Source organism: Lysinibacillus sp. NPDC058147 (genome assembly GCF_042884205.1).
Classification (GTDB): Bacteria; Bacillota; Bacilli; order Bacillales_A; family Planococcaceae; genus Lysinibacillus.
In genome coordinates, this window is the sequence record NZ_JBHVUJ010000006.1 from 137,179 (window position 1) to 163,203 (window position 26,025).

Annotated in this window: 28 protein-coding genes and 2 other annotated features; of the genes, 6 read left to right on the forward strand and 22 right to left on the reverse strand. The window is 37.5% G+C overall.

Annotated features, from left to right (window positions below):
- Positions 1–128: 128 nt before the first annotated feature.
- A complete protein-coding gene (locus tag ACFVT8_RS17870) occupies positions 129–566 on the forward strand; it encodes an Rrf2 family transcriptional regulator (RefSeq protein WP_387084420.1) in 438 nt (145 codons plus the stop codon).
- 56 nt (positions 567–622) lie between these two features.
- Here ACFVT8_RS17870 and ACFVT8_RS17875 read toward each other — a convergent pair whose 3' ends face one another.
- From ACFVT8_RS17875 to ACFVT8_RS17895, 5 genes are all read right to left on the reverse strand, one after another.
- On the reverse strand, positions 623–1,603 hold the full coding sequence (locus tag ACFVT8_RS17875; RefSeq protein ID WP_387084422.1) for a GNAT family N-acetyltransferase: 981 nt from the start codon (positions 1,601–1,603) through the stop codon (positions 623–625).
- 112 nt (positions 1,604–1,715) lie between these two features.
- Positions 1,716–2,093 (reverse strand): VOC family protein, encoded by a 378-nt coding sequence (locus tag ACFVT8_RS17880; RefSeq protein ID WP_387084424.1) that lies wholly within the window; start codon positions 2,091–2,093, stop codon positions 1,716–1,718.
- Complete coding sequence (locus tag ACFVT8_RS17885) at positions 2,090–2,527, reverse strand: DUF1801 domain-containing protein (RefSeq protein WP_387084426.1); 438 nt, start codon at positions 2,525–2,527, stop codon at positions 2,090–2,092. Before ACFVT8_RS17885 ends, ACFVT8_RS17880 begins: the two co-directional genes overlap by 4 nt.
- A gap of 35 nt (positions 2,528–2,562) precedes the next feature.
- Positions 2,563–3,222 (reverse strand): YdeI/OmpD-associated family protein, encoded by a 660-nt coding sequence (locus ACFVT8_RS17890; RefSeq protein ID WP_387084428.1) that lies wholly within the window; start codon positions 3,220–3,222, stop codon positions 2,563–2,565.
- 125 nt (positions 3,223–3,347) lie between these two features.
- On the reverse strand, positions 3,348–3,842 hold the full coding sequence (locus tag ACFVT8_RS17895) for a DUF1648 domain-containing protein (RefSeq protein ID WP_387084430.1): 495 nt from the start codon (positions 3,840–3,842) through the stop codon (positions 3,348–3,350).
- Positions 3,843–4,153: 311 nt separating this feature from the next.
- Here ACFVT8_RS17895 and ACFVT8_RS17900 point away from each other — a divergent pair, with 311 nt between their 5' ends.
- Positions 4,154–5,848 carry a methyl-accepting chemotaxis protein gene (locus ACFVT8_RS17900; RefSeq protein ID WP_387084432.1) on the forward strand — a complete coding sequence of 565 codons (1,695 nt, stop codon included), beginning with the start codon at positions 4,154–4,156 and terminating at the stop codon, positions 5,846–5,848.
- 291 nt (positions 5,849–6,139) lie between these two features.
- Here the strand turns inward: ACFVT8_RS17900 and ACFVT8_RS17905 are convergent, their stop codons facing one another.
- Positions 6,140–6,889, reverse strand: coding sequence for an HAD-IIB family hydrolase (locus ACFVT8_RS17905; RefSeq protein WP_387084434.1), 750 nt, complete (start codon positions 6,887–6,889; stop codon positions 6,140–6,142).
- A gap of 209 nt (positions 6,890–7,098) precedes the next feature.
- Positions 7,099–7,336 (forward strand) — a binding site (T-box leader).
- 144 nt (positions 7,337–7,480) lie between these two features.
- On the opposite strand from ACFVT8_RS17905, the gene ACFVT8_RS17910 reads away from it, so the two are divergent.
- Complete coding sequence (locus tag ACFVT8_RS17910) at positions 7,481–9,052, forward strand: 2-isopropylmalate synthase (RefSeq protein ID WP_387084436.1); 1,572 nt, start codon at positions 7,481–7,483, stop codon at positions 9,050–9,052.
- A gap of 53 nt (positions 9,053–9,105) precedes the next feature.
- Here ACFVT8_RS17910 and metG read toward each other — a convergent pair whose 3' ends face one another.
- The 6 genes from metG to rsgA all read right to left on the reverse strand — a co-directional run bounded on the left by metG (position 9,106) and on the right by rsgA (position 15,184).
- Complete coding sequence (metG, locus tag ACFVT8_RS17915; protein WP_387084438.1) at positions 9,106–10,740, reverse strand: methionine--tRNA ligase; 1,635 nt, start codon at positions 10,738–10,740, stop codon at positions 9,106–9,108.
- 53 nt (positions 10,741–10,793) lie between these two features.
- Positions 10,794–11,054, reverse strand: a binding site (T-box leader).
- Positions 11,055–11,219: 165 nt separating this feature from the next.
- Positions 11,220–11,867 carry an NIF family HAD-type phosphatase gene (locus ACFVT8_RS17920; RefSeq protein WP_387084440.1) on the reverse strand — a complete coding sequence of 216 codons (648 nt, stop codon included), beginning with the start codon at positions 11,865–11,867 and terminating at the stop codon, positions 11,220–11,222.
- 117 nt (positions 11,868–11,984) lie between these two features.
- A complete protein-coding gene (locus ACFVT8_RS17925) occupies positions 11,985–12,998 on the reverse strand; it encodes a DUF4179 domain-containing protein (RefSeq protein ID WP_387084442.1) in 1,014 nt (337 codons plus the stop codon).
- Positions 12,991–13,524 (reverse strand): sigma-70 family RNA polymerase sigma factor, encoded by a 534-nt coding sequence (locus ACFVT8_RS17930; protein ID WP_387084444.1) that lies wholly within the window; start codon positions 13,522–13,524, stop codon positions 12,991–12,993. Before ACFVT8_RS17930 ends, ACFVT8_RS17925 begins: the two co-directional genes overlap by 8 nt.
- A gap of 100 nt (positions 13,525–13,624) precedes the next feature.
- Entirely contained in the window at positions 13,625–14,053 is a 429-nt protein-coding gene (gene fosM / locus ACFVT8_RS17935) for a FosM family fosfomycin resistance protein (RefSeq protein ID WP_387084446.1), read from the reverse strand.
- Between the two features lie 54 nt (positions 14,054–14,107).
- Positions 14,108–15,184, reverse strand: a complete 1,077-nt coding sequence (rsgA, locus tag ACFVT8_RS17940) for a ribosome small subunit-dependent GTPase A (RefSeq protein WP_387084448.1) — start codon at positions 15,182–15,184, stop codon at positions 14,108–14,110.
- 369 nt (positions 15,185–15,553) lie between these two features.
- On the opposite strand from rsgA, the gene ACFVT8_RS17945 reads away from it, so the two are divergent.
- A complete protein-coding gene (locus ACFVT8_RS17945; RefSeq protein ID WP_387084450.1) occupies positions 15,554–16,636 on the forward strand; it encodes a type III polyketide synthase in 1,083 nt (360 codons plus the stop codon).
- A 1-nt stretch (position 16,637) separates the two neighbouring features.
- The gene (locus tag ACFVT8_RS17950) at positions 16,638–17,180 is read left to right on the forward strand and encodes an isoprenylcysteine carboxyl methyltransferase family protein (protein WP_387084452.1); all 543 of its coding nucleotides are present in this window, start codon (positions 16,638–16,640) and stop codon (positions 17,178–17,180) included.
- A 24-nt stretch (positions 17,181–17,204) separates the two neighbouring features.
- Here ACFVT8_RS17950 and ACFVT8_RS17955 read toward each other — a convergent pair whose 3' ends face one another.
- Positions 17,205–18,398, reverse strand: coding sequence for a GTP-binding protein (locus ACFVT8_RS17955; RefSeq protein WP_387084454.1), 1,194 nt, complete (start codon positions 18,396–18,398; stop codon positions 17,205–17,207).
- A gap of 169 nt (positions 18,399–18,567) precedes the next feature.
- Between ACFVT8_RS17955 and rpmG the strand changes: the two genes are divergently transcribed.
- On the forward strand, positions 18,568–18,717 hold the full coding sequence (gene rpmG, locus ACFVT8_RS17960; RefSeq protein WP_387084456.1) for a 50S ribosomal protein L33: 150 nt from the start codon (positions 18,568–18,570) through the stop codon (positions 18,715–18,717).
- Between the two features lie 253 nt (positions 18,718–18,970).
- Here the strand turns inward: rpmG and ACFVT8_RS17965 are convergent, their stop codons facing one another.
- The 9 genes from ACFVT8_RS17965 to ACFVT8_RS18005 form a co-directional block, all read right to left on the reverse strand.
- A complete protein-coding gene (locus tag ACFVT8_RS17965; protein WP_387084458.1) occupies positions 18,971–19,483 on the reverse strand; it encodes a YfiT family bacillithiol transferase in 513 nt (170 codons plus the stop codon).
- Positions 19,484–19,631: 148 nt separating this feature from the next.
- Positions 19,632–20,114, reverse strand: a complete 483-nt coding sequence (locus tag ACFVT8_RS17970) for a hypothetical protein (RefSeq protein WP_387084460.1) — start codon at positions 20,112–20,114, stop codon at positions 19,632–19,634.
- A 92-nt stretch (positions 20,115–20,206) separates the two neighbouring features.
- The gene (locus tag ACFVT8_RS17975) at positions 20,207–20,620 is read right to left on the reverse strand and encodes a hypothetical protein (RefSeq protein WP_387084462.1); all 414 of its coding nucleotides are present in this window, start codon (positions 20,618–20,620) and stop codon (positions 20,207–20,209) included.
- Positions 20,621–20,791: 171 nt separating this feature from the next.
- Positions 20,792–21,055, reverse strand: a complete 264-nt coding sequence (locus ACFVT8_RS17980) for a hypothetical protein (RefSeq protein WP_387084464.1) — start codon at positions 21,053–21,055, stop codon at positions 20,792–20,794.
- Positions 21,056–21,143: 88 nt separating this feature from the next.
- Complete coding sequence (locus ACFVT8_RS17985; RefSeq protein ID WP_387084466.1) at positions 21,144–21,926, reverse strand: alpha/beta hydrolase; 783 nt, start codon at positions 21,924–21,926, stop codon at positions 21,144–21,146.
- Positions 21,923–22,705, reverse strand: coding sequence for an ABC transporter ATP-binding protein (locus ACFVT8_RS17990; RefSeq protein WP_387084728.1), 783 nt, complete (start codon positions 22,703–22,705; stop codon positions 21,923–21,925). Before ACFVT8_RS17990 ends, ACFVT8_RS17985 begins: the two co-directional genes overlap by 4 nt.
- Positions 22,706–22,734: 29 nt before the next feature.
- Complete coding sequence (locus ACFVT8_RS17995) at positions 22,735–23,766, reverse strand: FecCD family ABC transporter permease (protein ID WP_387084468.1); 1,032 nt, start codon at positions 23,764–23,766, stop codon at positions 22,735–22,737.
- Positions 23,759–24,766, reverse strand: coding sequence for a FecCD family ABC transporter permease (locus tag ACFVT8_RS18000; RefSeq protein WP_387084470.1), 1,008 nt, complete (start codon positions 24,764–24,766; stop codon positions 23,759–23,761). The genes ACFVT8_RS17995 and ACFVT8_RS18000 overlap by 8 nt, the downstream gene beginning before the upstream one ends.
- 89 nt (positions 24,767–24,855) lie before the next feature.
- Positions 24,856–25,839 carry an ABC transporter substrate-binding protein gene (locus ACFVT8_RS18005; protein ID WP_387084472.1) on the reverse strand — a complete coding sequence of 328 codons (984 nt, stop codon included), beginning with the start codon at positions 25,837–25,839 and terminating at the stop codon, positions 24,856–24,858.
- Positions 25,840–26,025: the final 186 nt, after the last annotated feature.

Below are 26,025 nucleotides of genomic sequence, written 5' to 3' on the forward strand. Positions count from 1 at the left end.
AATACATCTTTAACAAAATGGACATAATTAATGTATTTTAAATACATCTTTAAAAAAGTATTGAATTTATAATACTTCAAGGTAAAAATGCTATAATTATTTTGAACTATAGAAAGTAGGGTGTTCTTATGCGCTTAACTTTATACACAGATTATTCCCTTCGAACACTCATATATTTGGGTGCAAAGGAAGATGGCCAATTATCGACTATCCAAGAAATTTCAGATGCTTATAATATATCGAAAAACCATTTAATGAAGGTGACACACCAACTTGGATTATTGGGCTATATAGAAACGATTCGAGGGCGTGGTGGAGGAATTCGCTTAGCAATTGATCCAAAGACCATTACAATCGGTGAAATCGTGCGTCATACAGAAGAGGATTTTCATCTTGTCGAATGCTTTGACAAAGAAAATAATCTATGTAAAATTGCTCCAGAATGTCAGCTAAAAGGCGTATTATACGAAGCACTACAAGCCTATTTAGCCGTCCTAGATCGCTATACTCTAGATGACTTTTTACATTCGAAAGAAAAGTTGATGGCACTGTTGCTTGGCGACTAAAAATACCCGCACAACTCAAGTTGGACGGGTATTTTTTATGTTTATATTATTATTTTTTACAATGCCTTTGAAAAGAAAATCATATCTAGTGCGCGAATTCCATTTTCATAGATTGGCTCTGGGTAATTACTGAAAAAATCCTTTTCAATTGCTTCCATACGAAAACCTGCTTTTTGATAAAATGCAATATTATCAATACTAGAATTTGCAGTACCAACTATTATCGTTTGATATCCTTGTGATTGGCAAATGCTTGTTATTTGTCGAAGTGCTTCTTTCCCGAGTCCTTTACCTTGATACTTCGGTACGATCGCAATATTTTTTAACTCTACTGTCGTATCGGACTGTGCAAGAAGTAATGCTACTCCCGCTAGCTGCTCACCACATTTAATCGCGTATAATTCACCGTCATTTAAATATTCTCGAACAGCGACTTCACTTTCATCAGCTAATAATAATTGTGGTAGATAGTCTTCCCGCTCACCTTCCACTTTCATCAAGGTTGTACGATATTGAACAAAATCTTCGCGCTCAAAAACATTTAAAACACATGGCTGCTTTTCTTTAACCTCTAGCCATGAATGCTCTTGCGGAAAATCATTCTCAACTCCTAATCGAATAAAAGGCAACTTTTCCTGTGCCTTTTGTGAACGAATATTGACCCTTCTAGCTCCTGCAAAAACACGCTTTAACCCTAATTCAAAGAATGCTATATCCAAAATTGCAACTTTTGATTGAAGATTATAGCCTTTTCCCCAAAATTCATAGCCAAGCCAGGAGCCAATATGACAGCTCTTTTTACTGTTATCAATAAACATTAATGCCGTCACACCAATAAGTTGGCCATCCTCATCCAGAACAACACGAGGGACTGTCTTTCCAGCTTCTTCGTCTACACATTCACGTTTAATAAAATTTATCGTATCTTCCACTTTGCCAGCAGGTAACCCCAGTGCATCTCGAACCTGTGGCATGGAGGACAATGCATGCATAGCTTCAGCATATTTTAGATCATGTCTCACTAAAGTTACTACCATATACTATTCTCCTTTTAACATAATTACGCCTTGTTGAATCGTTTTTTATAACATCTTCTACTGCATAATAAAGTTACTTCATCCGTTTATTTTATATATATTCTTTTGAAATTCAATTATACGTTAGCTGCCAGGATACACCGAAGCGATCCTGAATCCAGGCAAACTTCTTAGAAAATCCATAATTATCAAGTGGCATTAACGCCTGTCCACCCTCTAAAATTTGAGCAACTAGACTGTCGATTTCTTCTTCAGACTCACATTCCATAAAAATAGAAGTTGACGGTGTAAACGTAAAGTTATGCTGTATTACACTATCATTCACCATCATTTTCAAACCCTTTAAATGAAGAACAGCCATCGCAACCTGTTGTGAGTTTTCCATATAAGTTAAGCTTTCCACCTGTAACTCTGAAAACCACTGTTGATATTGCTGAATAGCTTCATCGGCTTGTCCTTGAAACATTAAAAATGTAGTAGCACTTTTCATTTATTTAACTCCCCTTCATATTTTGTAATCCATTGGGCTGGTGTCATTTTCGAAACAAGCTCCCCAATTAATTCGTAAGGAATATTTTTAGTGCTTGTAAATCGAATACAGCTTTTTCCCATGTTGAGCTTCGTTGGTACTCGTTTCGCATATTCCTCCTGGAACCACGAGAGTAATGCTTGATCTGCATAAATTCCCATATGATAAACTGCAATATGACGTTTTTGTGCAGCAAGACTTATAAAGGGCAATGGAGTATTTGGTGTAACATGATAACCCTTAGGATAAGTAGATAACGGGACAGCGTAGCTTATCATGTCATAATACATATTTTCTTCAAAACCCTCAGGTAAATTGCTTTCTACCACTTCTACAAGTTTGGCAAAACTCTCTCGCCATTTTTCATCCACTTGCTCAATATATGTGTTTCTCATACTCCACCCTCTTTTCAACATCGTATTATTATTATCTAAAGAACATGACCCTCTGCCTTTGCTTTTCGGTATAATTCTTTTGTTTTGTAGCCTAATCTAATAATTTCACGCATTTCCTCTAAACGTGCTACCTGCGTCTCTTCCTTTTTCGCACTATAGATATAACGGGCCCAATCCTTTTGATAACCTGGTGTTAATCCATCAAAAAATGTTAAATCATCCGGATTTTCCGCAAGTGAATTGCGCAGTTTAGGAATCATACCTTCATAGTCACTAACGCACTGACTACTCGCTGTCTTGTTCTTGCCGCGTCCCTTGCCATCTCTCTTTATGCCTATTATAGAAAATGTCTCATCTAACGACATAAGACTTGCAAATTTATAATCACTGCTGGCAATGTATTTTTCCTCGTCCACTTGAATTGCTGGGAAAATTTCATCGCGGTGGATAAACTGTTCATACTTCTTATTACCCTTTTTCGGATAAACAAAAAATAAATAGCCCTGTTCCGCAAGAGTGTTTAACTTTTGTGCATTTTGTAAATACGTTACCATTTCATCAATATTAAACACAAATGCAATGATTCGATCATGAGGTGCATCCCCTGCTTGGGATATTCCCTCTAGTATCAGATCTTGTGGTTGATTATGAATGGCAACGGACAGTCCATCCTTAATTTTAAATTTCTTTAGCATAGCTTTGACACCTCTTCTACTTATTAATACAATTTTCTCTTAGTTTTGATAGTATAGCTGATTTAGTGAAGTTTTCGTACAAAAAAAGCGCTCGAATATTATTTCGAGCGTTAAAAGTTTACAAACTACTTTATTTTTTTAGTCGCCACTATTCCTTTAATAATCGGAATGGCTGTTACTATTAGCACGATTGGCAAGAACCACCAGCCGATGCTTTCTGCCTCCCCAAGTGCAATACGTACCATTTGGAATGATATAGCTGCAAATAAAATTAGACAGAGATTTTTTGTTTCATTCAATCCTTTTCGGCTATTCAAATAAAATGCCTCTACATTAGTTTCGTTTAAGCGTGACGGATAATTATGCATATGTGGAGCTTTTTCAAGTAATCCGAGCAAAATCCATAGAAATATCCCGATAAACGGAAGGATGAGTATCTCTATTTTTGAACCCCAACGATTAACTTCTCCTGCACCATTAAAATGGCCTGGAATCTTCTCGGGGAGTTGCCCCCACATTACAAAAATATAAAAGATGGACAGCACAAATATCCCGCCACCGATAAAGTCCCAAATCTTTTCATATTTCGTTTTCGGCAATTTCAAAATTGGCCTATGCATCTTCCCACATCCTTGTTTATTCCTTTTTCTAATTTACGTTACTACAGTTGAAATAGTTTCAAATTTATGCAAATTGTCACAATTGTTTGTTATATGCAGGTAACAATCCGCTTTTGTTATCAGCAAAACAGCAAATTTTTCCGCTTTTTTTATCATTTTATCCACAACTTTTTTCCTTATTATCCCTATTTAATATAGTAAAAATACTCATAATACTTTGTAAAATTCGTATAATCTGATATAAATGGTATATACATATTTCATTTTTTTGTAACATTTCTACTAAAATACTGAGAGAGGAAACAACAACTATGCGATTTACTATCTACAAGAAATTAACACTTGGTTTTTTTATTGTTATTTTAGTATTAGTTGGCACAATCGGATTAAATTTTAAACAGCTTAATTCCGTAAACAAGACATATCGTGTGTTACTTGAAGAACAAACAACTAAATCTATTAGTATTCAAGAGCTACGCGTAATTGCTAAACAAGAAATTGTAAGTATGAGAGGCTATCTATTACTTGGGGACCAGCAAAATTTTCAAAGTAATAAGACGTCCCGTGAAGAATTTAAAAAGAAATATGATGAATTAATGGCATCGTTCGATTCTAAAAAATCTACTGAATTATTAGAGGCCATCAACAAAAGCGAACAAGATGCCCAACAGTTTGCAGATCGAATGTTTTCATTAAAGGCTGCTGGAGAAACAGAGCAATACGAAAAGCTTGATAGCACACAAGGCCGACTAATTATTAAACAATTCGATGAACGTGCAGCTAACCTCACGAACTACCAAGATGAACAAATAAAAGGAAAAATCGCTGCTACATCAAAAGAAATTCAAGCTATTAAATTCCAAATGATTATTCTTGGTGTGTTTGCCGTTGTTATTAGTCTGATAATTGCTATTGTCATGGGAAGCCTTATTTCCCGCCCTATCAAAGGTATGGCAAAGGCTGCGAAAAAGATTGCGGAGGGCGATTTAACAACAGAGCAAATTCACATTAAAAATCGTGATGAGGTAGGTGATTTAGCACTCGCCTTTAATCAAATGGCGGTAAACTTAAAGGATCTTATTACAAATGTTCGCCATAACACCGTGCAAGTAAGTGGTTCTGCCGCTGAGTTAACAGCAAGTGCTGAACAAACAATCCAAGCGACAGAACAAATTACTTCCTCTATACAAGAAGTAGCAAGTGGCTCCGAAGCTCAAGGAAAAAATGCTACTGAAAGCTCAACAGCTATGAAAAATATGACAAAAGGCATTCAACAATTAGCTGCGACTACGTCTGCCGTTTCAGAACTTGCTATAGAGACAAATACTGAAGCTAATAAAGGAAATGATTCGCTACAACGCGTTATTACACAGATGGACACCATTAATTCAGCGGTTTTAGAATCTGCTAGCGTTGTGAAAAATTTAGAAAACCATTCCGTTGAAATTGGAAATATTATTGGTCTCATTACGGATATCGCAGAGCAAACAAATTTACTAGCACTGAATGCTGCAATTGAGGCAGCACGTGCAGGAGATCATGGTCGTGGCTTTGCAGTAGTTGCCGATGAAGTGAAGAAGTTAGCGGAGCAATCCAAAAAATCTGCTGAACAAATTGCAACTTTGATTTCAGAAATCCAACAGAATACAAACCGTGCCGTAACTGTTATGGATACTGGTACACAAGAGGTTCAGGTAGGTATGCAAGTTGTAAAAGTAGCCGAGGAAGGCTTCTCAAAAATCGTTGAACTGATCGAACAAGTATCCAAGCAAATTCAAGAAGCAACAACAGTTTCTGAGGAAATGTCATCAAGTGCTGAGCAAATTTACGCATCCTTCGATGAGATTGCAACAATTGCACAGTCATCTTCATCTAATTTGCAAAATGTAGCTTCTGCTTCTGAGGAACAACTAGCGACTATTGAAGAAGTTGCCGCTTCAGCTGCTACATTATCAAACATGGCCGAGGAATTACAAACACAGGTTTCGCGATTTAAGGTAGAGTAAAAAGTTTTTTTCAAGAAGCTTGTTTTATTAATGATATCGTTTATCCATAATGAATCTCCCGAATTGTATTTGTTTATTAAATACAATTCGGGAGAGGATAACTTTTTTATATCTTTTAAATCTAGGTAAAGGTTTTACTATAACCATTGCCATTAATACTACTCGCTATGTATAGTCTCTGCTACACTTTCCTGCCTTCCTTCTAAAAACAACTATGTCGTAATTCAAGTTCCAAGCCCTCCGACTCATGCAAAAGTTTTAACACCTTACGTACTCCATTGTCGTTACCTCTTATTTATACTTTTCATTTAAGGTATTTAACATGTCAATTACTGCAGTCTCTTCACTTAGTACTTGTAAGGACGCAAGCTCACGTACTTTATGCTCACCTACACAAACGCTTTCCTTCGCCTTTACAAACATGGAAGCATCGTTCGCATCATTTCCAAACGCGATAAATTCACCTTCAGCGACACCTAATTTCATTAAGCCATTCCACTTATCAATGCCATTAGGGCTCATATCTACAATATTTTCTGATGTATGTTCATACACTGATATCGGTAACTTCTGTAATTCAGCTAATATCTCTTTATGTTGCTCTCCAGGGAATAAAACAATTTTTACGATATCGTTTAGTTCATGGAAGGACACGTTTTTCGCAAGCTTTAGTGGATCTAAATTTTGATAGATTGGGTGTGTCTCACTACCTGTATACGCATAATCCCAATCACCGTCTACTAAATAAGGTAGTTGAAAGGCTGAAATAATGTTTTGAACTTCTCCTACAATTTCTGCGGCAAATGCTGTTACCTCAACAGTTTCACCGTTCCGTGCAACAAATGCACCATTTCCCCCTACCATTGGGAATTTCCGCATTGTTTCAGGTAATACAGGCAATAAATCACGAATCGGACGAGCTGATGCAAAAATGATTTCATGCCCATTCTCTAGACAAGCTTCTAGGGCATTTGTAATTCCTTCACTTAATGGTTGACCCTTAAAACAAATCGTACCGTCTAAATCAAATACAAATTTCATTGTTACGCCCTCTTTCTAAACTGTTATTTGCCGTTTATTATCTCATAAATATTTACATTAATTGTGACAATTAATAGTTATTACTATCCCACCGGGCACTTTCCTAGGGATGTCCAATAAGCCTTTTTTAAGACAGAAAAGAAATAATTTTTAGAATATTATTGACAATTAGAGGATATCGAAGTATGATTGCCTTCAACAACACATTATTGTAGGCCAAGATTGGAAATAGTAGAAATGCAAGTGTACTTGTAGAGAGTCGGTGGTTGGTGCAAACCGATAGACACACATTTTGAACTCGTCCATGAGCTACTCCCGGAACTTTGAGTAAGGGACGTCGGTTTCCTCCGTTAACAGGATAGACAGTGATAGCTGTCGATAAGGGGACTTTTTCTGTAAAGAGAAGGTCAATTAGAGTGGTACCGCGAGCATAAACTCGTCTCTATATTTTTATATAGAGGCGGGTTTTTTTATTGATTCCAAAAAGTAAATTGGCCTAAGTGTGGATTTCGTCTCTAGCCTCAGAGCTAACGGTTCAAGGCAGAGACAATATCAATATAATGACAACTACTACAAAAGGAGTGTTTGAAAATGGGAAGAAAAATTTGGGTGTTTGATACAACTTTACGTGATGGCGAGCAAGTGCCTGGTGCAAAACTGAATTTATACGAAAAAGTAGAGATTGCACAGCAACTCAAAAAATTAGGCGTCGATATTATCGAAGCTGGTTTCCCTGCTTCATCACAAGGAGATTTTGATGCAGTTAAAGCTGTCGCACAGAAAGTTGGTAACACAAGTGACATTATGATTACTGCTTTAGCACGTGCTGTACAGGCAGATATTGATGCTGTTTATAACGCTGTAAAATACGCTGAAAATCCGATGATTCATATGGTGCTTGGTACTTCTGATATTCATGTTGAGAAAAAATTTAGCAAATCCAAGGATCAAATTCTACAGATTGGCGTTGATGCAGTAAAATATGCAAAAACTCTTCTACCGCAAGTCCAATATTCAACAGAAGACGCATCTCGTTCTGATTTCGAGTATCTTTGGAAAACCATTGAGGCCGTCATGAAAGCTGGTGCCACAATGATTAATGTACCTGACACAGTCGGCTTTGCAGAACCGGAAGAATTCGGAGCAATGATTTATAAACTAAATGAACGTATGAAAAACTTAGACGATAGCGTTTTACTAAGTGTTCACTGTCATAATGATCTTGGTATGGCAACTGCTAACACGCTTGCTGCGATTAAAAACGGCGCGGATAAAGTAGAATGTACAATTAACGGCATTGGCGAACGTGCAGGAAATGCAGCATTAGAAGAAGTCGTCATGGCGTTGAAAACACGTAGCTCTGTATACAATGCTGAGACACGTATTAACACAAGAGAAATTATGAATACGTCTCGCCTTGTTTCAAGCTTTATGGGCTTAGACGTACAAGTGAACAAAGCGATTACTGGGGATAATGCTTTTGCCCACTCATCTGGTATTCACCAAGACGGTCTTCTTAAATCTCGTGATGCCTATGAGATTGTGCATCCAGAAGATGTAGGTCTTGATGATATGGAGCTTGTTCTGACAGCTCGCTCCGGGCGTCACGCAGTGAAAAATGCTCTTGAAAAACTTGGCTTTTCCAATCTTTCAGCGGATGAATTTGAAGGAATTTTCGATGGTTTTTTAAAGCTTGCTGATGCAAAGAAAGAAGTTTACGATCACGATTTATATGTTATTGTGGAAAGCTATTATGAAAAACATGACGCAAACAATGCAAATGCCACTCATTATAGTGATCAGTTCTTTGACTTCGATGATTTACAAGTCGTCAGCAACGCAAGCTTCCCTTCAGCAAGCGTGAAAGTACGTAAAGGTGACGAAATATTTAAAGCAAGTGCGGTTGGCTCAGGTCCAATCGATGCCCTATATTCAGCCATCGCTGAAATTACAAACATTGATGTGAAACTTGTAGAATATAATATCAATAGTGTTTCTCGTGGAAAAGAAGCGCTTGGTAAAGTAAAAATAACAATCGAGCATGAAGGTGAAAAATATATCGCAAAAGCTGCAGATACAGATATTTTAAAAGCGAGTGCGCTAGCTTATATTAATGCTATCAATAGTATTGTTGTTGCTAAATTAACCCCTGTTATGAACTAATAAATAGTTAAAAGCAGTATGACACCATTTATGTCATACTGCTTTCATTTTCGCTATCGACTGCCCTCCACTAACTTTTGATATTCCTCTTCAATTAATTCAACATCAAGACGTTCAAATAGTGGTGTCACTTCGCTAATGCTTGTTGGTAAGTCCTTTTGCTCGTGCCACATCACTTCATTGATCCCTAGCATTTTTCTCACCTTCTCAGATGAAAACGGTAAAAATGGATGCAACAGCTGTCCCAGATTAGCAATAATATACACACACGTTGCTAGTGTTCGATTTCCAGCGTCTACATTCTCTTTCACCTGTAGCCACGGCTGCTGTTCATCAAAATAGCGATTCGCCGCACGAATGTATTCAAAAATAGCTTCTAAAGCTTGCTTAAAATGACCCGCTTCTATATGAATCCCAACATCATTAAACAGCTGAATCGTTTGTCTTCGGATAGCGCCCTCTACTTCGGCTTGAGGCACTTTACTATCAAATGATTTTTCTAAAAACTTCAGTGTTCGATTGACAAAGTTACCGTAAGCGCCAAGTAATTCGCCATTATGACTATAAATAAATTCCCGCCATGAGAAATCAGTATCACGATTTTCTGGCGCATTCATTGTTAAAAAATAACGAATAGAATCTGCATCGTATTGACTCAAAATATAAGGTACCCATACCGCCCAGTTTTGGCTCGTCGAGAATTTTCGTTTTTCTAATGTTAAATATTCGTTTGATACAATATGTGTAGGTAAGGCCTTTGCTCCTATTCCCATAAGAATGGCTGGCCATATAACTGTATGGAACGGAATATTATCCTTACCATGCACATAATACGAAATCGTTTCTTCATTCCACAAATCTTCAATTGCTATTTGGTGCTGTTTTGCCCATTCAATACTCGCAGTTAAGTAACCTGCTACCGCTTCAATCCACACATATATTTTTTTGCCTTCAAAACCTGGTACGGGCACATCTATTCCATTTGGTAAATCCCTTGTTACAGCGCGGTCTGGAACCCCTTCTGCCAAATAACGTTCTGTTAAACCTAAAGCATTGTCTCGCCAGCGTTTTTCCGCCTTTGCCTCCGCTAAATAAGTCTCCAACCTCTCTTGAAACTGACTAAAAGTAAAATAAAAATGCTCTGTCTCCCTGATAATTGGCTCATTCCCACAAATTTTACAGCGTTTATCGATTAAATCGAGTGGGTCTAAAATTGTTGAGCAATTATCACATTGATCACCACGCGCCTTCGCTCCACAGTTTGGACAAATCCCCTCTACAAATCGGTCTGGCAAAAACTGCTTGTCCGTTTCACAATAGGCTTGTTCAATTTTCTTTTTGTATAAATAATTGTTCGCTAGTAGCTGTAAAAAAATTGTTTGAACAGATTCATGATGGTGCTGCGCATCTGTTCTCGTATACAAATCATAAGTAAATCCTAAATCATTGAAACATCTTGTAAACTCCTCGTGATAATGATTAGCAATTGCTTCCGTTGTCGTGTTTTCCTGTGCAGCCCGAATAGAAATCGGTGTGCCATTACAATCACTTCCCGAAACATATAAAACCTTCTCGCCCTTTTGTCGGTAATATCTAGCCAAAATATCACCTGGTAATAATGCGGCAACATGCCCTAAATGCAAAGAACCATTTGCATATGGCCACGCCCCTCCAATAACAATTGTCATCCTAAGTTGCTCCCCTCGAAAAAAGTGTATAAAAAAACGCCCTAATCAAAATTGATTAGGACGAGTATACCCGTGTTACCACCTATATTTACAAATAGCTCACACTATTTGCCTCCATCAGTACGTCTCATCTTAAACGAAAGATACTGCCGCTGTTGTAACGAGTGCCCATCTCGTCGTAATCTACTCGCAAACTAGCTTTCGGTACGAAGCTCAAAGGTCATTTTCAAAAGGGGTCATTTACCTCATTTCCACCAACAGAGGCTCTCTATATAATGCTTACCCAATTTACTTTTCCTTATCAATGCTTTTACTATAGATTTCCACCATTTTACTCTTTCTACCCTTGAATTGCAATGCATGTCGATAAATATCTGAAAGTTCTCGATAAAACGAAAAAGTTAGGCGTTAAATCAAAAAAGTTGGGTGATAAATCATTCAATCCACTCGATAAATCAGAAAATGTAGTCGATAAAATTTCATCCTAGCTTTAAATCTAGTAAGTTTTTTAAATCATCGATGACGATGTCTGCTTTTTGTAATTCTGTGTCCTGTGCAAAGTCGAATCGTACACCAACAGAGAGTAGCTGATTGTCGTGAGCTGCCTGAATATCAGAAGAACGGTCACCTACAACTGCTCCGCGTGCAATGGCATTTTCCTTGATTACCTTTTTCACTAAATCAGATTTATGACCGCTCGAAATGGACTGAATACTATATGTACCTTTGATAAAACGCTGTAATTGATATGTTTCTACTATTGCCTGTAAATACTCGATTTGTCCATTACTGGCAATGAATAAATCATAGTTTTCTGCCAAAGTAGCAAGTGTTTGCTCTGCATTTGGATACAATGCGCCCTGGCGATTCCGTATTTCTTCAATAAGTTTAACATGGAATAATGCATTGCTTTCTTCACGTGTCTCTAGCTCGTGCATAGGACATAATGTTTCCCATACAACAGGTAATGGAACACCCATAATTCCGCGGTATTTCTCTATTGGTGTTTCTCCCTGCCACATGCCTTTTGCACGTAACACATCGAACGTTGCCGATAGTGCTGGTTCTAATATTAGATTTGTCTGAAATAAAGTACCATCCATATCAAAAATAATAGCTTTTTTCATAAAATCACCCCTTCTACTATTATCAACGTTTTCTCCGCTTTTATTGTTTCTCATTAAATTATACAACTTAAAATATGGACCCCTCTAGTTTTATAAACTAAAGGGGTCTCATATTTTTCAAGGTTCTAAGGGTACGATCATTTCCAATTCCTTTATTTCTTTCCAATAACCTTCCTCATCCGTTTTACCTGGTTTAAGTGTAAATGATTTTGGCATTTTCTCCATAGGAGGCAGTACTAGAACAATATGATGTCCATAATCCTTAGTCGCACCCATTTGCATATTCGCCCTATTGTATAATTCCCCTTCACTATCGGTTACTTCAAACTCAAAAAATGGCCATTTATCATTTCTATCTAATTCGTGTGGATAATCTACTAGGACATCTATACGTGTTGATAATGGCGTAGATGATACCTGTGCAACGTTTAACTTATATAACCCGTCATTTGTACTTGATTTTACATTTGGATAGAAGTTAATAATTTCTTCCTTTAATTTATCAAGAGTAAAATCAACATGCCAATTACCTTTGTAACCAAATAAATCTCTTCCATCTAATGCTACTTCAATTTTATCCCCGTATATATCTGCATTTGATAAAGTTAATTCATGATGCTCAATAATTGTGTTTTTATCGATATCATCTTGACCTGTAGAACCCATTGCAACATCTATCGGCTCCCCATTGATAGTTAGCATATTAGTACCTACATTCTCTTCTTCTAAAGAAACACCATTCCGCCCTGTATATGTAACAGTAACTAATAATCTATTACCATCATATACTGCTTCTTCAACAGCCATTGTAAGACCTGCATGAGTAACCTTCTTTTCTATTTTTGCCATGAAATGTTTTTGTTCAATTTTTTTAGCTGCAATATCTCCAAACTCAGCATAAATGGCTCCAATATAAGGTACATTGGCAAGTGCAGTAGCTATTGTGGGGGAGAAAAATCCCGAACCTAGAAGCGCTATACACAATCCACAGGCAACAAGAAGAGGTTTTATAATTCTAGACTTCAGCTTCTTCCTTTTTGCTGCACTTATAGCAGCGTGCTCTCTCATCATCAATTGTTGAAGTGGAATATCGATGCGTTCAATAGGTTGATTATTATTTTTCTTACTCATACAAGTAGCCCTCCTTTAAGATTGGTTTTAACTCCTTCTTAGCCCTATTAATATAGGATTTCACTGTACCTTCAGGACATCCCAGCATTTTTGCAATCTCTTTGACAGTGAAATCATGATAAAAGCGTAACCACATAATTGTTTTATACTTGTCATCTAATGTTTCAATAGCCTCTTTTAAATCCATTGAATAAGTAACATTCTCCATATTTTGATTTCCTGCTATCTCTGTAAAAAACTCCGCATCTCCTGACGTGAATTTTCTTGAATCTTTTCTAATAAAATCTATAGATTTATAAACAACAATCTTAATAATCCATCCTGGAAAACTGTTTGGATTCTTTAATGTTTTCAATGTTGTATAAGCTTTATAAATAGACTCTTGATAAATATCAAGCGCATCCTGCTCATTTCGAACATACGAGTAGGCAGTACGATATAATTTCTCACGCATTAAAGCAATCAATTGCTCAAATGCTTCATCATCCCCCCTTTTTGCTCTCTTAACCAATTTTTCTATATCCACCTAATCTCCTCCTTCTGGCTACACTTTAAAGTCGTTTGAGAAAAGGAAAACGTTGCACAAAAAAAAGATGCCCCCTCTTACAGATAGAGACACCTATTTTTTAATAGTCATCAAAAAACTCCATATGTGTTTTTTCCTTCTTATAGTAATCCAATCGATCCTGTAAAGTCCCTGTATGAAATTCGAATTTATGACCGTCTGGATCTGTAAAATAAATCGATTTTTTATCTCTTACATCTCTTTGTCTACCTTCCAGAATATTGACATTATGTTGAATTAATTTTTCATACATTTTGTCAAAATCGTCCTCCCGGATAGAAAATGCTATATGTGTGTAGGATTGATGTATTTCATTGCGTGGGATATTTTTTTCTACATTCAGGGCAAGCCACAGCCCATTTACATCTAAATAGGCTGTGCTTCTACCCTTCACTAATAATTTCGAGTCAAAAACCTTTTCATAAAATGCGATGGATTCCTCTAAATTTGAAACTGAAAATAATAAATGATTAATATTTTGGATTTTCATGCGTGTACCTCCAACTATGAAATCGTTTATAACTCGATCACTCTCATATCAAGTTTAATTTGATTTTTTACCTTTCTTTAAACCTTTCGCAATTTGCTTCGATTTGCGTTGCTCATTTAGTCTTGCTTGAGCATTTGCTTTTCGTTCGATAAAAGCAAGCTCCCTAAGCAATTTAAAGTAGCTTTGGAGACGTGATCGTTCAAGCACACCTTCTGTAATTGCTTGCTGTACAGCACAATGTGGCTCCTTCTGATGTGTACAATCTCTGTAACGACAGGCCGCAGAAAGGTCCTCAATATCCTTAAAACTAGAGGATAAGCTATCACTTTGATCCCATAATTGTAGCTCTCGCATTCCAGGCGTATCAATTAAACAGCCGCCTTCTGGCAATAGAACTAACTCACGATGTGTTGTAGTATGGCGCCCTTTCGCATCATCTTCACGAATACCTGAAACCTTCATAAGCTCATCACCACTAAGAGCATTTGTCAAAGTGGATTTCCCGGCGCCAGAAGAGCCAAGTAACGCTCCTGTCACACCTTCCGTAAATAGTGCACGAATATCTTCTATGCCCTCACCTGACAGAGCGCTAGTCACAAAAATATCCACACCGAACGCTACAGACTCAACTTCGCGTATCTTACTTGAGACATCTTCACATAGATCAGTCTTCGTCAATACAACGACCGGCTTCGCACCTGAATTCCAAGCAGCTACTAAATAACGTTCTAAACGGCGAATATTAAAGTCAGCATTTAAGCTCATCACTAGAAGTACAATATCAACATTCGATGCTACAATCTGCTCTTGTACATCCCCCCCAGCGGCCTTGCGGGAAAAGACTGATTTTCGTGTAAACAATTTATGAATAATGGCCTTTTCCTCACCAGGCATTTTCTCAACTAGCACCCAATCCCCAACTGCTGGGAAATCCTCACGGGCTAGTGATGTATACGCGTAATGTCCAGCAATCGTTGCCAGCCACTCTCCTTCTTCAGCCAGTACACGATAGGAATGCTTATGCTCTAAAGTAACCCTAGCCGGCACACAATTCGCTAGCTTAGCCTCCTGCTTAAATCCAGTCATTTGCTCTTCAAAATATGTTGAAAATCCTAAAGTTGTTAAATTCAATTTGTTTTCCTCCTAAATGTAAATATCCTTTGTACTCATTTGATACTAAACACAAAAAACCTTGTCTCTGCGCAATTCGGCAGTTACAAGGTTCACAGGCACATTTAAGAGAATATACAAATCACCACAATTGTGATTTAAATACACTGCGTGGTCAATTTATATATTTTAGGCGTGTGAAATTGAACAAACCGAATTGCAGTTCATTAAAAACGGATCTATTCATCATGTCACATCACCTACTTCCGATTTAGTTAATTTCAATGTAGCAAAATATTCTGAAATTGTCAATTATAATCTAACAAGCATGTACCCCCTATCTTCCTGCATACAATGAACAAGACCACTAGTTGCGAAGGAGATGTTGAATTGTCAAAAATCATTTCTATTAGTACATACCAACCACCGTACACATTACAACAGACAAACGCAGAGGAGCTAACGAAGGAGCTGTTTCATGCAAAAATCCCTAAATTAGAACGTTACTTAAAAGTTTTTGAGAATGGTGGTATTGCGACACGTCATTTTTGTGTACCACCAGAATGGCATCGTACTGATCATTCCTTTGAGGAACGTAACGATTTATATATTGAGCTAGCTACACAATATAGCGTTGACGTCATTCAAGCATGTTTGCAAAATGAAGCTTTCTTACAATCACCGATTTCTCCTAAAGACATTGATGCCATCATTTTTGTAAGTAGCACTGGCATTTCCACACCAAGTATTGATGCACGGGTCATGAATAAACTTCCTTTTTCAGACGGGCTTAAACGTATTCCTCTTTGGGGACTTGGCTGTGCTGGTGGTGCGGCAGGTGTTAGTAGAGCCTATGATTTTTGTCGTGCCCATCCAGAAGCAAAAGTTCTTGTCGTTTGTGTCGAGCTTTGTAGCCTAACCTTTCAGCCAAATGATTTTTCAAAAAGTAATTTAATCGGTGCCTCTCTTTTTGCAGATGGAGCAGCATGTTTACTCGTCTGTGGAGATGAAGTAAATATTGCAGTAAAAAAATCAATACCTGCTATTATCGGGACTGGCTCTAAATGGATGCCTGATTCAGAAAATGTTATGGGCTGGAATATTAAAAACAATGGTCTACATGTCGTTTTTCAGAAAAGCATTCCTGCCATCATCACCAATTGGCTCGGTCCATTCATTGAACAATTTTTATTGGAACATGAACTATATAGTGAACAGCTAAACCATTTTATTGCACATCCTGGCGGTAAAAAAGTGTTAAAAGCTTATGAAGATACTCTGTATCTAGCTTCCAAAAAAACCGATATTTCTCGGGAAATATTGAAATTTCACGGAAATATGTCATCTCCTACGGTGCTATATGTATTGGAGCAATTTATGTTAAACGAAGGACAAGTAGAAGATACTGGTTTGCTCGTCGCTCTCGGCCCTGGCTTCTGTGCTGAAGCTGTATTACTTAAATGGAGGGAGTAGCATGATTATTTATATTATTTTGATCCTCGTCATTCTACAAAGATTGACAGAAGTTTCCATTGCAAAACGCAATGAAAGATGGATGCTTTCACAAGGGGCATATGAAGTTGGTTCCTCTCATTATCCATATATGGTTTCTTTGCACGCCGGTTTTTTCCTATTTTTAATTATTGAGGTAGTTACTAATCATAAAAGTTTATCGCCTTTATTTCCGTTATTGTTCATATTATTTATTGCCGTTCAAGCATTACGCATTTGGTGTATTCGTTCATTAGGGTCTTTTTGGAACACAAAAATACTCATATTACCCAATGCAGAAGTTGTACGGAGAGGCCCTTACACATTTATGCGTCACCCAAATTACGCTGTGGTTTGCTTAGAAATTATTCTTCTACCTTTAATGTTTCAAGCATATTTTACTGCATTTTGCTTTACTCTTTTAAATGTGACAATGCTGTCCGTGCGCATTCCAATTGAAGAAAAAGCTTTGAGAGATGCTACTAATTATAATCATGTATTTCAAAAGAAGATTTCGGAATCCTAGCCGAAATCTTCTTTGTTTTTATCTTTAATGCCATTCCCAATTGAACGGATCTTGTAAACCCTCGCATGAATTATTAGACTCCTCTTCCGTTAATAAGCATGTGTCCAATTCCTTTATAATAGACTCTTTATCTAATTCAACACCAATTATAACAAGCTGTGTCATGCGATCTCCGATTTCCTCATCCCAATCCTCTAGTACCTCGGGACTTTGCAAGAAAACATCCTGCTGCTGTTCCTTTGGTAAAGCAGCTACCCAATAAGAAACGGGCTCTATTTTTGCCGATGAGCCTGCCTGTGATAGCAATAATGCAACATCTTGATGCTTTGCACTCCAAATAATCCCCTTTGCACGGACAATCGTTTCTGGCATCTGGTCACACCATTCTACAAAACGCATTGGATGAAAGGGTCTTCTACGGACATAGGTGAACGAAGAAATACCGTACTCCTCCGTTTCAGGCGAATGATTTTCATGACCAAGCTCTAATTCCTTTAACCAACCAGCAGATTCCGATACTCGTTCAAAATCAAAGCGTCCAGTATTTAAAATCGCTGATGGTTCTATAATGCCGTTAATTGAACGAATTAACTTTGCTTCGGGTTGTAAAGCACGCAATATACTCTCTAATCTTTCGAGCTCTTCATCTGCTACTAAATCACATTTGTTTAATACAAGGACATCACAAAACTCGATTTGCTCAATGAGTAAATCAGCAACATCCCGTTCATCTAATTCACCGACCGCCTCCTTACGCTCTAATAGACTTTCCCCTGATTGAAAATCATGCCAAAAGCGATTCGCATCTACAACAGTCACCATCGTATCTAGCTGACAAAACTTTGTTAAATCAATACCAAGTTCCTCGTCTAAATAGCTAAACGTTTGGGCAACGGGTATTGGTTCGCTAATCCCTGTCGACTCAATTAAAATATAATCAATAGTACCGAGCTTCGCGAGACGCTCCACCTCCTGCAATAAATCCTCACGTAACGTGCAGCAAATGCAACCATTCGATAACTCTACAAATTTTTCCTCTGTACGTGAAATACCGCTCCCCTTTGCAATTAACTCTGCATCAATATTAATTTCACTCATATCATTGACGATTACAGCTACACGCATATCTTTTTCGTTTTGTAGAATGTGATTCATCATTGTTGTTTTACCAGAACCTAAATAACCACTTAAAACTGTAACTGGAATTTTTCTTGTCATTTTTACAACTCCTCAAATCGTAATGATTACTATTTACAATTTGTAATTAAAACATAGAACCCTACAAAATGCAACGCTAAAAACTTTGCAGAAATACGATATTGACATATTTCAATAAAAATAATAATGTATAAAGCGTAATTATTACGATTTAAAAGGAGGTTATTTTATGCGTGTACAAGTGACATTAGCCTGTACAGAAACAGGGGATAAAAACTATATCACTACAAAAAATAAGCGAACTAATCCTGAAAGGCTAGAGCTAAAGAAATATTCCCCGCGCTTGAGAAGAGTTACATTGCACCGGGAAACGAAATAATATTATACCTAGTCTGAACAAGGCATGATCTGATTGCTCTACAATTATGTAGAATCCTCTAATAACATAAAAATGGCTGTTTCAAAAGTTCTTTTCTTGCTTTTGAAACAGCCTTCAACAACATACTTTATACAGTTTTATTAGAATTTATTTCTATAGTTAGCTCGTTCAATTTGTGATCCTAATCATCAAGCAATATTTATGATCAGCTACTTTTCACAATCCACTGATTGATCCAATACCTTATAAGCATTTATTTCGCCAAAGCATTTTGAATATGAGCAAGATGATGCTTTCCATGCCAAGCATATAAGGCTACAGCTTTTTCAAGTGTCATTAATCCTGAGTCTGGATGATTAAATGCTCGTTGAAATTGCTCTGCTGTTAAGCTTGTTAGCAAATACACCCAACGTTCATGTAAGCTCTCTATCATTTTATAAGATGTTGAGGCAGGCATTTCTGAATCGGGAAGCTTAGCCCATTCTTCCTCATTGTAAGGCTTAATCGTTGGAATATCCTCCGTCAAAGCTAGCTTAAAACGGATATAACTATTCATATGACTATCTGCAATATGGTGGACAAGCTCCTTAACCGTCCAGCCATTTTCTCGGTAAGATTTTGATAATGCTTGTTCACTTGCTCCATTAAGTGCCTCCGCTAGTTGTTTCGGTAATAGACGAATATCCTCAATCCATTCCTTTACTTGCTGCACTGTAACTACTTCTGGAAATTGAAATTGTCCAATTGGATATCGTAAATCGGTCATGTAGCTATCCTCCATTTCTATTTTCTTACTTTTCATATTACCAATTTTATATTTTTCATGCTATTTCTTTATTTCTCTGAAGTAAAACCCTCTTTTTATAAGAATTATACTTATAAAAACGAGGGCCATCGCGTGAACTATTCATTCCCTATTCATTAATATCGTAAATTAAAGTATCAAAATAGCTTCCATTCGTATAAAGTAAAATTGCCCATTCACCAGGTTTTGGGATTATCACATTTGAAGGCGTATGAGCATCTGCGCCATTAACAGGTCCACCAAGTCCTATAGTCCAACCATCTACTAAGACGGGATACACCGTTTTAGAATCTTTATGATACCCGACAATTGTTAACTTGGTATCACGACCTTCTTCAATTCCCCAAAGATGCCACATCCATTTTTGAGTGGTTAAACTCGGCATATTGGCCCCGATAACACCTGATTTACCCGCATTACCAATAATACCTCTCTCTCCAAACTCTACTGCCTTTTTGTCCCAATCAATCGATTTAAAATCACTTTCTTGCACAAAATCAGGCAAATCATTTGGCAGAGCAATCGCTTTCTCATTCATTGAACAGCCTACCAACAATAACAACGCTGTTACCATAAGTACCCATCTCCGCATTACTACACTCCCTACAAGTCATAGTTATTTCCTATGAAACGAATGTATCGCACAAATTGTTACAGAGTATTCCAAAAATTATATACGAACTTTTATTCTATAGCTTTCATCACAAATTTAGCTAACGACTTTAGCGGATGAGTAATCGTTAACGTTGACTCTTTTTCGAATTGCTGTGCAGCCTCAACCATTGAAAGTTGTGCAACTGAAATATGCCGTTGCTCCTCTTCTAGATGATGAAGAGTTTGTCTAATAGCGTTATTATACGCTTCCTTTTTCCCCTGCATAATCAGTTCAAACGTATTGTCGATAACTTTTATTTTAGTATTAATGGATTTTCCATGTAGTAAAGCGTATTGCTGAAGTCTGTTCATCGTAACTTCAACGGTTTCAGGGTTTGTAAAAAGAATTGTTTGAGGCAGTTTTACTTCACATATCGCGTCAAAGAAGGGCTCATCTATTTTAATAATTGGAATAGAAAGTTCAAGCTGTTCTTCCTCTAACAATGCAATATAATTCGTGCACGTTTAATCAATTATGCCTTGGCATAATTGCGTCCGGAATCGGCTTTGTGCTTGCGCAAAGAACTCCTTTCCGATTCCGTGACATCCGCCGGAGGCTTTATCTTCATTCAGTGTTTGGACACCCACTTAAAAGGAACTACATCCGCATTCATCTCAACATCTGCCGGGGAGGGAGCCTTCTGCTGAATGAAGATAAATTCCTTGAGCACTTAGTATAAATCTTACCATCGCAACAGGTTGTTCATCGATATATCCGATGAAGGCATGCTCTCCTTTCTTCATCGCCTGTTCAATCGATTCAATTGTTTCACTAAGTGCACTCGATGGTGGTGTTGCATGTTCATACTCTTTAAAGGCTTGTAGCATAACGTTATGAATTACTGAAGCATCCTCTACTTGCGCTAAAATAATGTTCATTTGTCAACACTTCTTTTGTTTAAAAATACATTATATTGTATTTTTAAACAAAAATAAACCGCATTACCATAAGATAATGCGGAAACAACTATTTATTTTTGTTCACAAAACGTATTGCTCTACTCATAACAGTTGGAACGATTGAAGCGTGATTTTCCTCCAACGCTTCATAAAAGGAGATATCCATGATTTTCTGTAATTTACTCGCAATTTGTTGCGCATCATCAACCATAAAGGTTTCCAGTTCTCCCACACCGATGAATAGTTTTTCATAAGCAAACGGAAGCTCTTTTATAAATGTTGACGCATAACCTAATAGTTCATGCTCATTCCACCAAATAGAAGGGCTAATCGCTATATAACGTTGGAAGCTTGATTGATGATGGAATAATTGCCAAAGAACAAAATAACCTGCTAATGAATGACCGAACAGTGCTTCATGCTGCATATTTACAGGGAATTGAGCCTGAATATTTGGTTTTAATTCCTCCTCTAAAAATCTACTAAAGTTCTCTGCACCTCCATGTTTCTCATGGCCCTTACCTTTAAATCTTGCAGGATAATTATACGTTTCGGCTTGTCCTGTAAAATCATAAAATCGTCGTTCATGCATGTCTGCACCATGCCCAATACCGACAACAACGGCTGGTAAGACTCCCGTTTTAGGTGCATTACGGCTTTGTAGACGGATCGCTTCCTTTACAAGATGGAAATATGACGATCCATCTAATACGTATAAGACTGGAAAACCTCCTTCTGGTACTTCTCCGTTCGGTACATAAATATTTACCGTATACGTATAATCCGTAAACTTTGATACAATTTGCTGTGTCACATAATCAAGTGTCTTTACGATCTTCTCCTCAATCATTTGTCGGCCTCCTTCATAACATCATAGCCATAACATACTGGTGTTTTCGTAATTGGATCTTCCATAATACGTGCATTAATATTGAATACGCTCCGCATAACATCTGCACATAAAATTTCCTCAGGTGTTCCAGTTTTCATTACAGCTCCCTGCCTCATTGCAATTAAATGATGTGAATATCGTGCCGCGTGATTAATATCGTGCAATACCATAACGATCGTACAACGATGCTGTTCGTTTAAGTTTTTCACAATTTCTAGCACCTCTAACTGATGTGCCATATCTAAATAAGTTGTCGGTTCGTCTAATAACAAAATATTTGTTTCTTGCGCTAAGGCCATTGCAAGCCATACACGTTGGCGTTGACCTCCAGAAAGCTGAGCAAGCTCCCGATTTCGGTACTCCATCGTATTAGTTACATTTAAAGCCCATTCAACCATTTCCTCATCCTTTTTCGTTAAGCGATTAACATTATTACGATGTGGATAACGCCCATAAGCAATGAGCTCCTCAACCTTTAACTGACCTGGAGCAATAGGCGTCTGGGACAAGATTGCTAGCTTTTTCGCAATTTCCTTCGTCGATAAATTTTGCATGTTTTGATCCTGTAAATAAACCGTTCCCTGCTGCTTCTTTAATATACGACCAATCGTTTTTAATAGAGTAGATTTCCCGCATCCATTAGGGCCGATGATAGTCGTAACCTTTCCTTCTTCTATTGTTAAATTCAAGCCTTCAAACACACGAACCTGCTCATAGCCAGAAGATAAATTTTCCATTCTAAATGCAGTTTGCACACTTTTTCCTCCTATGCCTTCGATTTCACTAGTAAATATAAGAAATACGGAATCCCAATAATCGAGACAACAATACCAACTGCCAGTTCAGACGGTGCAAATACTGTTTTCCCTATAAAATCAGCTAATATTAGCAATCCAGCACCTATCAACGCACTTACTGGCATGACGTAACGATGTTGTATACCAACAAGCTGTTTAGCAATATGTGGTGCCATTAATCCAATAAAACCGATACTACCTGATACCGATACACAAGCGCTGACTAAACCGACGCTTGCCAACAACAGCTTCATTTTCTCTTTTTCTACCGCTATCCCTAAGCTAGTAATACTATCCTCTTCTAATTGAAAATAATCGAGCAAATATGATTTCCGATAAACATAAAAGCCTAATAAAATAAGCCACGGCAGCATAGTCACAACAAAGATCCAGTTTGCATTATAAATAGAGCCTGCCATCCAAACTGCTGCATTTTCATAATCTTGAGCATTCATTTTCAATGATAAAAACAGTGACAATGCCCCAAAGCCACTATTAATCGCAATCCCCGTTAAAATTAGTCGTTGCATATCTAAATGACCATTTTTCCGGGCAAATGAGAAAATCAACACAGCTGCCATAGCACCACCGACAAATCCAAAAATCGGCATCATCAAAATGGAGAACCAGCTACTCATATCTGCAGATGTGAGACGTAATTGAAAGAAAAACATAAATATGACCACTGCTGCACCAGCCCCAGCATTAATCCCTAAAATCCCTGGGTCTGCTAGACCATTACGTGTGATACCTTGTAGCACAACCCCTGCCATCCCTAGGCCAACACCTACTAATGCTGCAATGACAATACGTGGTAAACGGAATTCAAAAATGACAAGATCAAATTTTGGATTTGGTTCAATGCGCAGCAATGTTTTTAAAACATCCATCACAGACATATCAAAGACACCATTTGTAATATGGAGATAGCCGGCGCCAAAAATAAATAACATGAGTAAGGAAACAGTCATGACGAATACACTTGAGGTTTTTTTACGCACGTTGTTCACCTCCGTGTTTACGAACTAAATATAGGAAGAATGGAACACCAACCAAGGCTGTTAATACGCCGATCGGAGTTTCGAATGGAAAATTAACAAAGCGACTGAGTACATCACAGAGTGCTAAGAAAAACGCACCTATTACAGCTGCACAAGGAATAATAAAGCGGTAATCGACTCCAACAATGAAACGTGTAATATGAGGAATGACTAACCCGACAAAGGCAATCTTTCCAACAAGGGCAACTGCTGTACCTGTTAAACAAACTACAGCAAGCATACTAATAATTTTCACTGCTTTTGTTTTTTGTCCAAGTCCAATAGCGATATCTTCGCCTAGTGAAGTTATTGTAATAGCCTTAGCTGATAATAGTGCAAGAACTAAACCAATTAATCCAAATGGAACAGCTAGCATGAGCATATCCATATCCACCATATGTACCTTTGTGTTATACCAAACACTTACCGTTTGTGATACTTGGAAATACATCGCAATGGCTGTAGCAATACTGCTTAAAAACGTACCAATGACCGTTCCAATAATGGCCAGCCTTACTGGTGATAAACCATTTCGAATTAAAGAGCCAAAACCAAACACAATCCCTGCCCCTAATGCTGAACCAAGCATTGAAAGTAGAATCATTTGGTAATTAGGAAGCCCTGGGAAAAATACTATTGCTAACGTAATCACGAATGCTGAACCATCATTAACTCCCATTAATGAAGGGGACGCTAAATAATTTCGTGTAATACCTTGCATCACTGCCCCAGCTACTGCTAAAAATGCTCCAACTAGTAACACTGCGGCAATTCTAGGGATGCGTCCTGTTCGTATAATTTGGTGATCCACATTTGAAGGGTCAAATGCAATAATCGCCTGCCACACCGTAATTGCGCTGATGTCTTTTGTGCCATACATAACAGATACTAATGCCACAATCGCAATTAGGAATGGAGAAGCTACTAATATTGAAAATGCCACAATGTTTGTTTTTTTCAATTTCCACACCTTTTTCTATATCAATTATGCCTATAAAAGGCTGGTAATAGCCTGGTGATGCCACCAAATCTACTACCAGCCTATCTAAACTATTTAAGTAATTTTTCCGCTGCGATATCTAAGAATTTCACCTTAGACCATGCAGTACCACCTTGTGCTAACGGTTCAATTGCATTCACGAAAACCTGTTTATTTTGTGATGCCTTTAAGCTTGCGAAAATCGGATTTTTTTGTAGCTCTTCTAACGCTTTTGGTGCATCGGCATTTTCTGATTCCTCAAATTGAAGGAAAATAGCATCAGGATTAACCTCTGCTAATGTTTCAAGCGATAGTTCGGCCTGTGCCTTTGCTGTTTTTAAAACCTCTGGTACTGGAGCCCCTAAATCTTCATATAAAACAGGGTTTAAGTAAACGCCTGCTGGATAGATATACATGATGCCACCACGTACCCGAATAACTAGAACTTGCTTGTCTGCTAATTGCTCTTTAGATTTTACTTGAGAATCAGCAACCTTCGCTTCATAATCAGCGATGATTTTTTTCGCCTCATCTTCTTTACCTGTAAGCTGGGCAAGTAATGTTAGATTCTCCTTCCAATTTGTAGAGACATGTGAGTATGGAATCATCGTTTGAATTTTTTTAAGCTTTTCAGCCATTTCCTCAGGGTATTTTGAGGAACCTAAAATAACATCTGGATCAAGTTTAAGAATGGCTTCAGTATTCGGTGACATTTTATTTCCAACCAGCTCGGCACCTTCTAATTCAGAAGCAAGATAGGAAGGAATTTTTCCTCCGATATCAAGTACACCAACAGGCTTAATACCAAGAATTGCCGCATCCTCCATAGATTCTAAACTTGCTGCTACAATGTTTTTCACTTCTGCAGGAAGTTCATATTTTTCGCCTAAGTATGTAATCGTCTGTGTTTTCGCCTGATTTGTTTGTGTTTCTGTTGTACTAGTTTCTGCAGCATTATTTGTAGATGCAGTAGACTCTTCTGCTTTATCCGTTCCACATGCAGCCAAGGATAGCGCTAATAGAGCGGGTGCACACATTTTAAAATATTTATTCATAGATTTATTCTCTCCTAACGAACTTAATTATATTGATAATGATAATCATTTTCAATTATAAGTCAAGACTTTATTAATTTAATTGATATTCATTATCATTTACGGATACTATCCTAACAAAGAGAAAACCTATTGTGAATGGACAATTTCATGAATCACATGGACTTTTGCCGAGACATAATTGAT

What these genes read in the sequence shown, in the direction of transcription:
- ACFVT8_RS17870 (WP_387084420.1), top strand. Translation starts at nt 129, where the DNA reads ATGCGCTTAACTTTATACACAGATTATTCCCTTCGAACACTCATATAT.
- ACFVT8_RS17875 (WP_387084422.1), bottom strand. Translation starts at nt 1,603, where the DNA reads ATGGTAGTAACTTTAGTGAGACATGATCTAAAATATGCTGAAGCTATG.
- ACFVT8_RS17880 (WP_387084424.1), bottom strand. Translation starts at nt 2,093, where the DNA reads ATGAAAAGTGCTACTACATTTTTAATGTTTCAAGGACAAGCCGATGAA.
- ACFVT8_RS17885 (WP_387084426.1), bottom strand. Translation starts at nt 2,527, where the DNA reads ATGAGAAACACATATATTGAGCAAGTGGATGAAAAATGGCGAGAGAGT.
- ACFVT8_RS17890 (WP_387084428.1), bottom strand. Translation starts at nt 3,222, where the DNA reads ATGCTAAAGAAATTTAAAATTAAGGATGGACTGTCCGTTGCCATTCAT.
- ACFVT8_RS17895 (WP_387084430.1), bottom strand. Translation starts at nt 3,842, where the DNA reads ATGCATAGGCCAATTTTGAAATTGCCGAAAACGAAATATGAAAAGATT.
- ACFVT8_RS17900 (WP_387084432.1), top strand. Translation starts at nt 4,154, where the DNA reads ATGCGATTTACTATCTACAAGAAATTAACACTTGGTTTTTTTATTGTT.
- ACFVT8_RS17905 (WP_387084434.1), bottom strand. Translation starts at nt 6,889, where the DNA reads ATGAAATTTGTATTTGATTTAGACGGTACGATTTGTTTTAAGGGTCAA.
- ACFVT8_RS17910 (WP_387084436.1), top strand. Translation starts at nt 7,481, where the DNA reads ATGGGAAGAAAAATTTGGGTGTTTGATACAACTTTACGTGATGGCGAG.
- metG (WP_387084438.1), bottom strand. Translation starts at nt 10,740, where the DNA reads ATGACAATTGTTATTGGAGGGGCGTGGCCATATGCAAATGGTTCTTTG.
- ACFVT8_RS17920 (WP_387084440.1), bottom strand. Translation starts at nt 11,867, where the DNA reads ATGAAAAAAGCTATTATTTTTGATATGGATGGTACTTTATTTCAGACA.
- ACFVT8_RS17925 (WP_387084442.1), bottom strand. Translation starts at nt 12,998, where the DNA reads ATGAGTAAGAAAAATAATAATCAACCTATTGAACGCATCGATATTCCA.
- fosM (WP_387084446.1), bottom strand. Translation starts at nt 14,053, where the DNA reads ATGAAAATCCAAAATATTAATCATTTATTATTTTCAGTTTCAAATTTA.
- ACFVT8_RS17950 (WP_387084452.1), top strand. Translation starts at nt 16,638, where the DNA reads ATGATTATTTATATTATTTTGATCCTCGTCATTCTACAAAGATTGACA.
- ACFVT8_RS17955 (WP_387084454.1), bottom strand. Translation starts at nt 18,398, where the DNA reads ATGACAAGAAAAATTCCAGTTACAGTTTTAAGTGGTTATTTAGGTTCT.
- rpmG (WP_387084456.1), top strand. Translation starts at nt 18,568, where the DNA reads ATGCGTGTACAAGTGACATTAGCCTGTACAGAAACAGGGGATAAAAAC.
- ACFVT8_RS17965 (WP_387084458.1), bottom strand. Translation starts at nt 19,483, where the DNA reads ATGACCGATTTACGATATCCAATTGGACAATTTCAATTTCCAGAAGTA.
- ACFVT8_RS17970 (WP_387084460.1), bottom strand. Translation starts at nt 20,114, where the DNA reads ATGCGGAGATGGGTACTTATGGTAACAGCGTTGTTATTGTTGGTAGGC.
- ACFVT8_RS17980 (WP_387084464.1), bottom strand. Translation starts at nt 21,055, where the DNA reads ATGAACATTATTTTAGCGCAAGTAGAGGATGCTTCAGTAATTCATAAC.
- ACFVT8_RS17985 (WP_387084466.1), bottom strand. Translation starts at nt 21,926, where the DNA reads ATGATTGAGGAGAAGATCGTAAAGACACTTGATTATGTGACACAGCAA.
- ACFVT8_RS17990 (WP_387084728.1), bottom strand. Translation starts at nt 22,705, where the DNA reads ATGGAAAATTTATCTTCTGGCTATGAGCAGGTTCGTGTGTTTGAAGGC.
- ACFVT8_RS18005 (WP_387084472.1), bottom strand. Translation starts at nt 25,839, where the DNA reads ATGAATAAATATTTTAAAATGTGTGCACCCGCTCTATTAGCGCTATCC.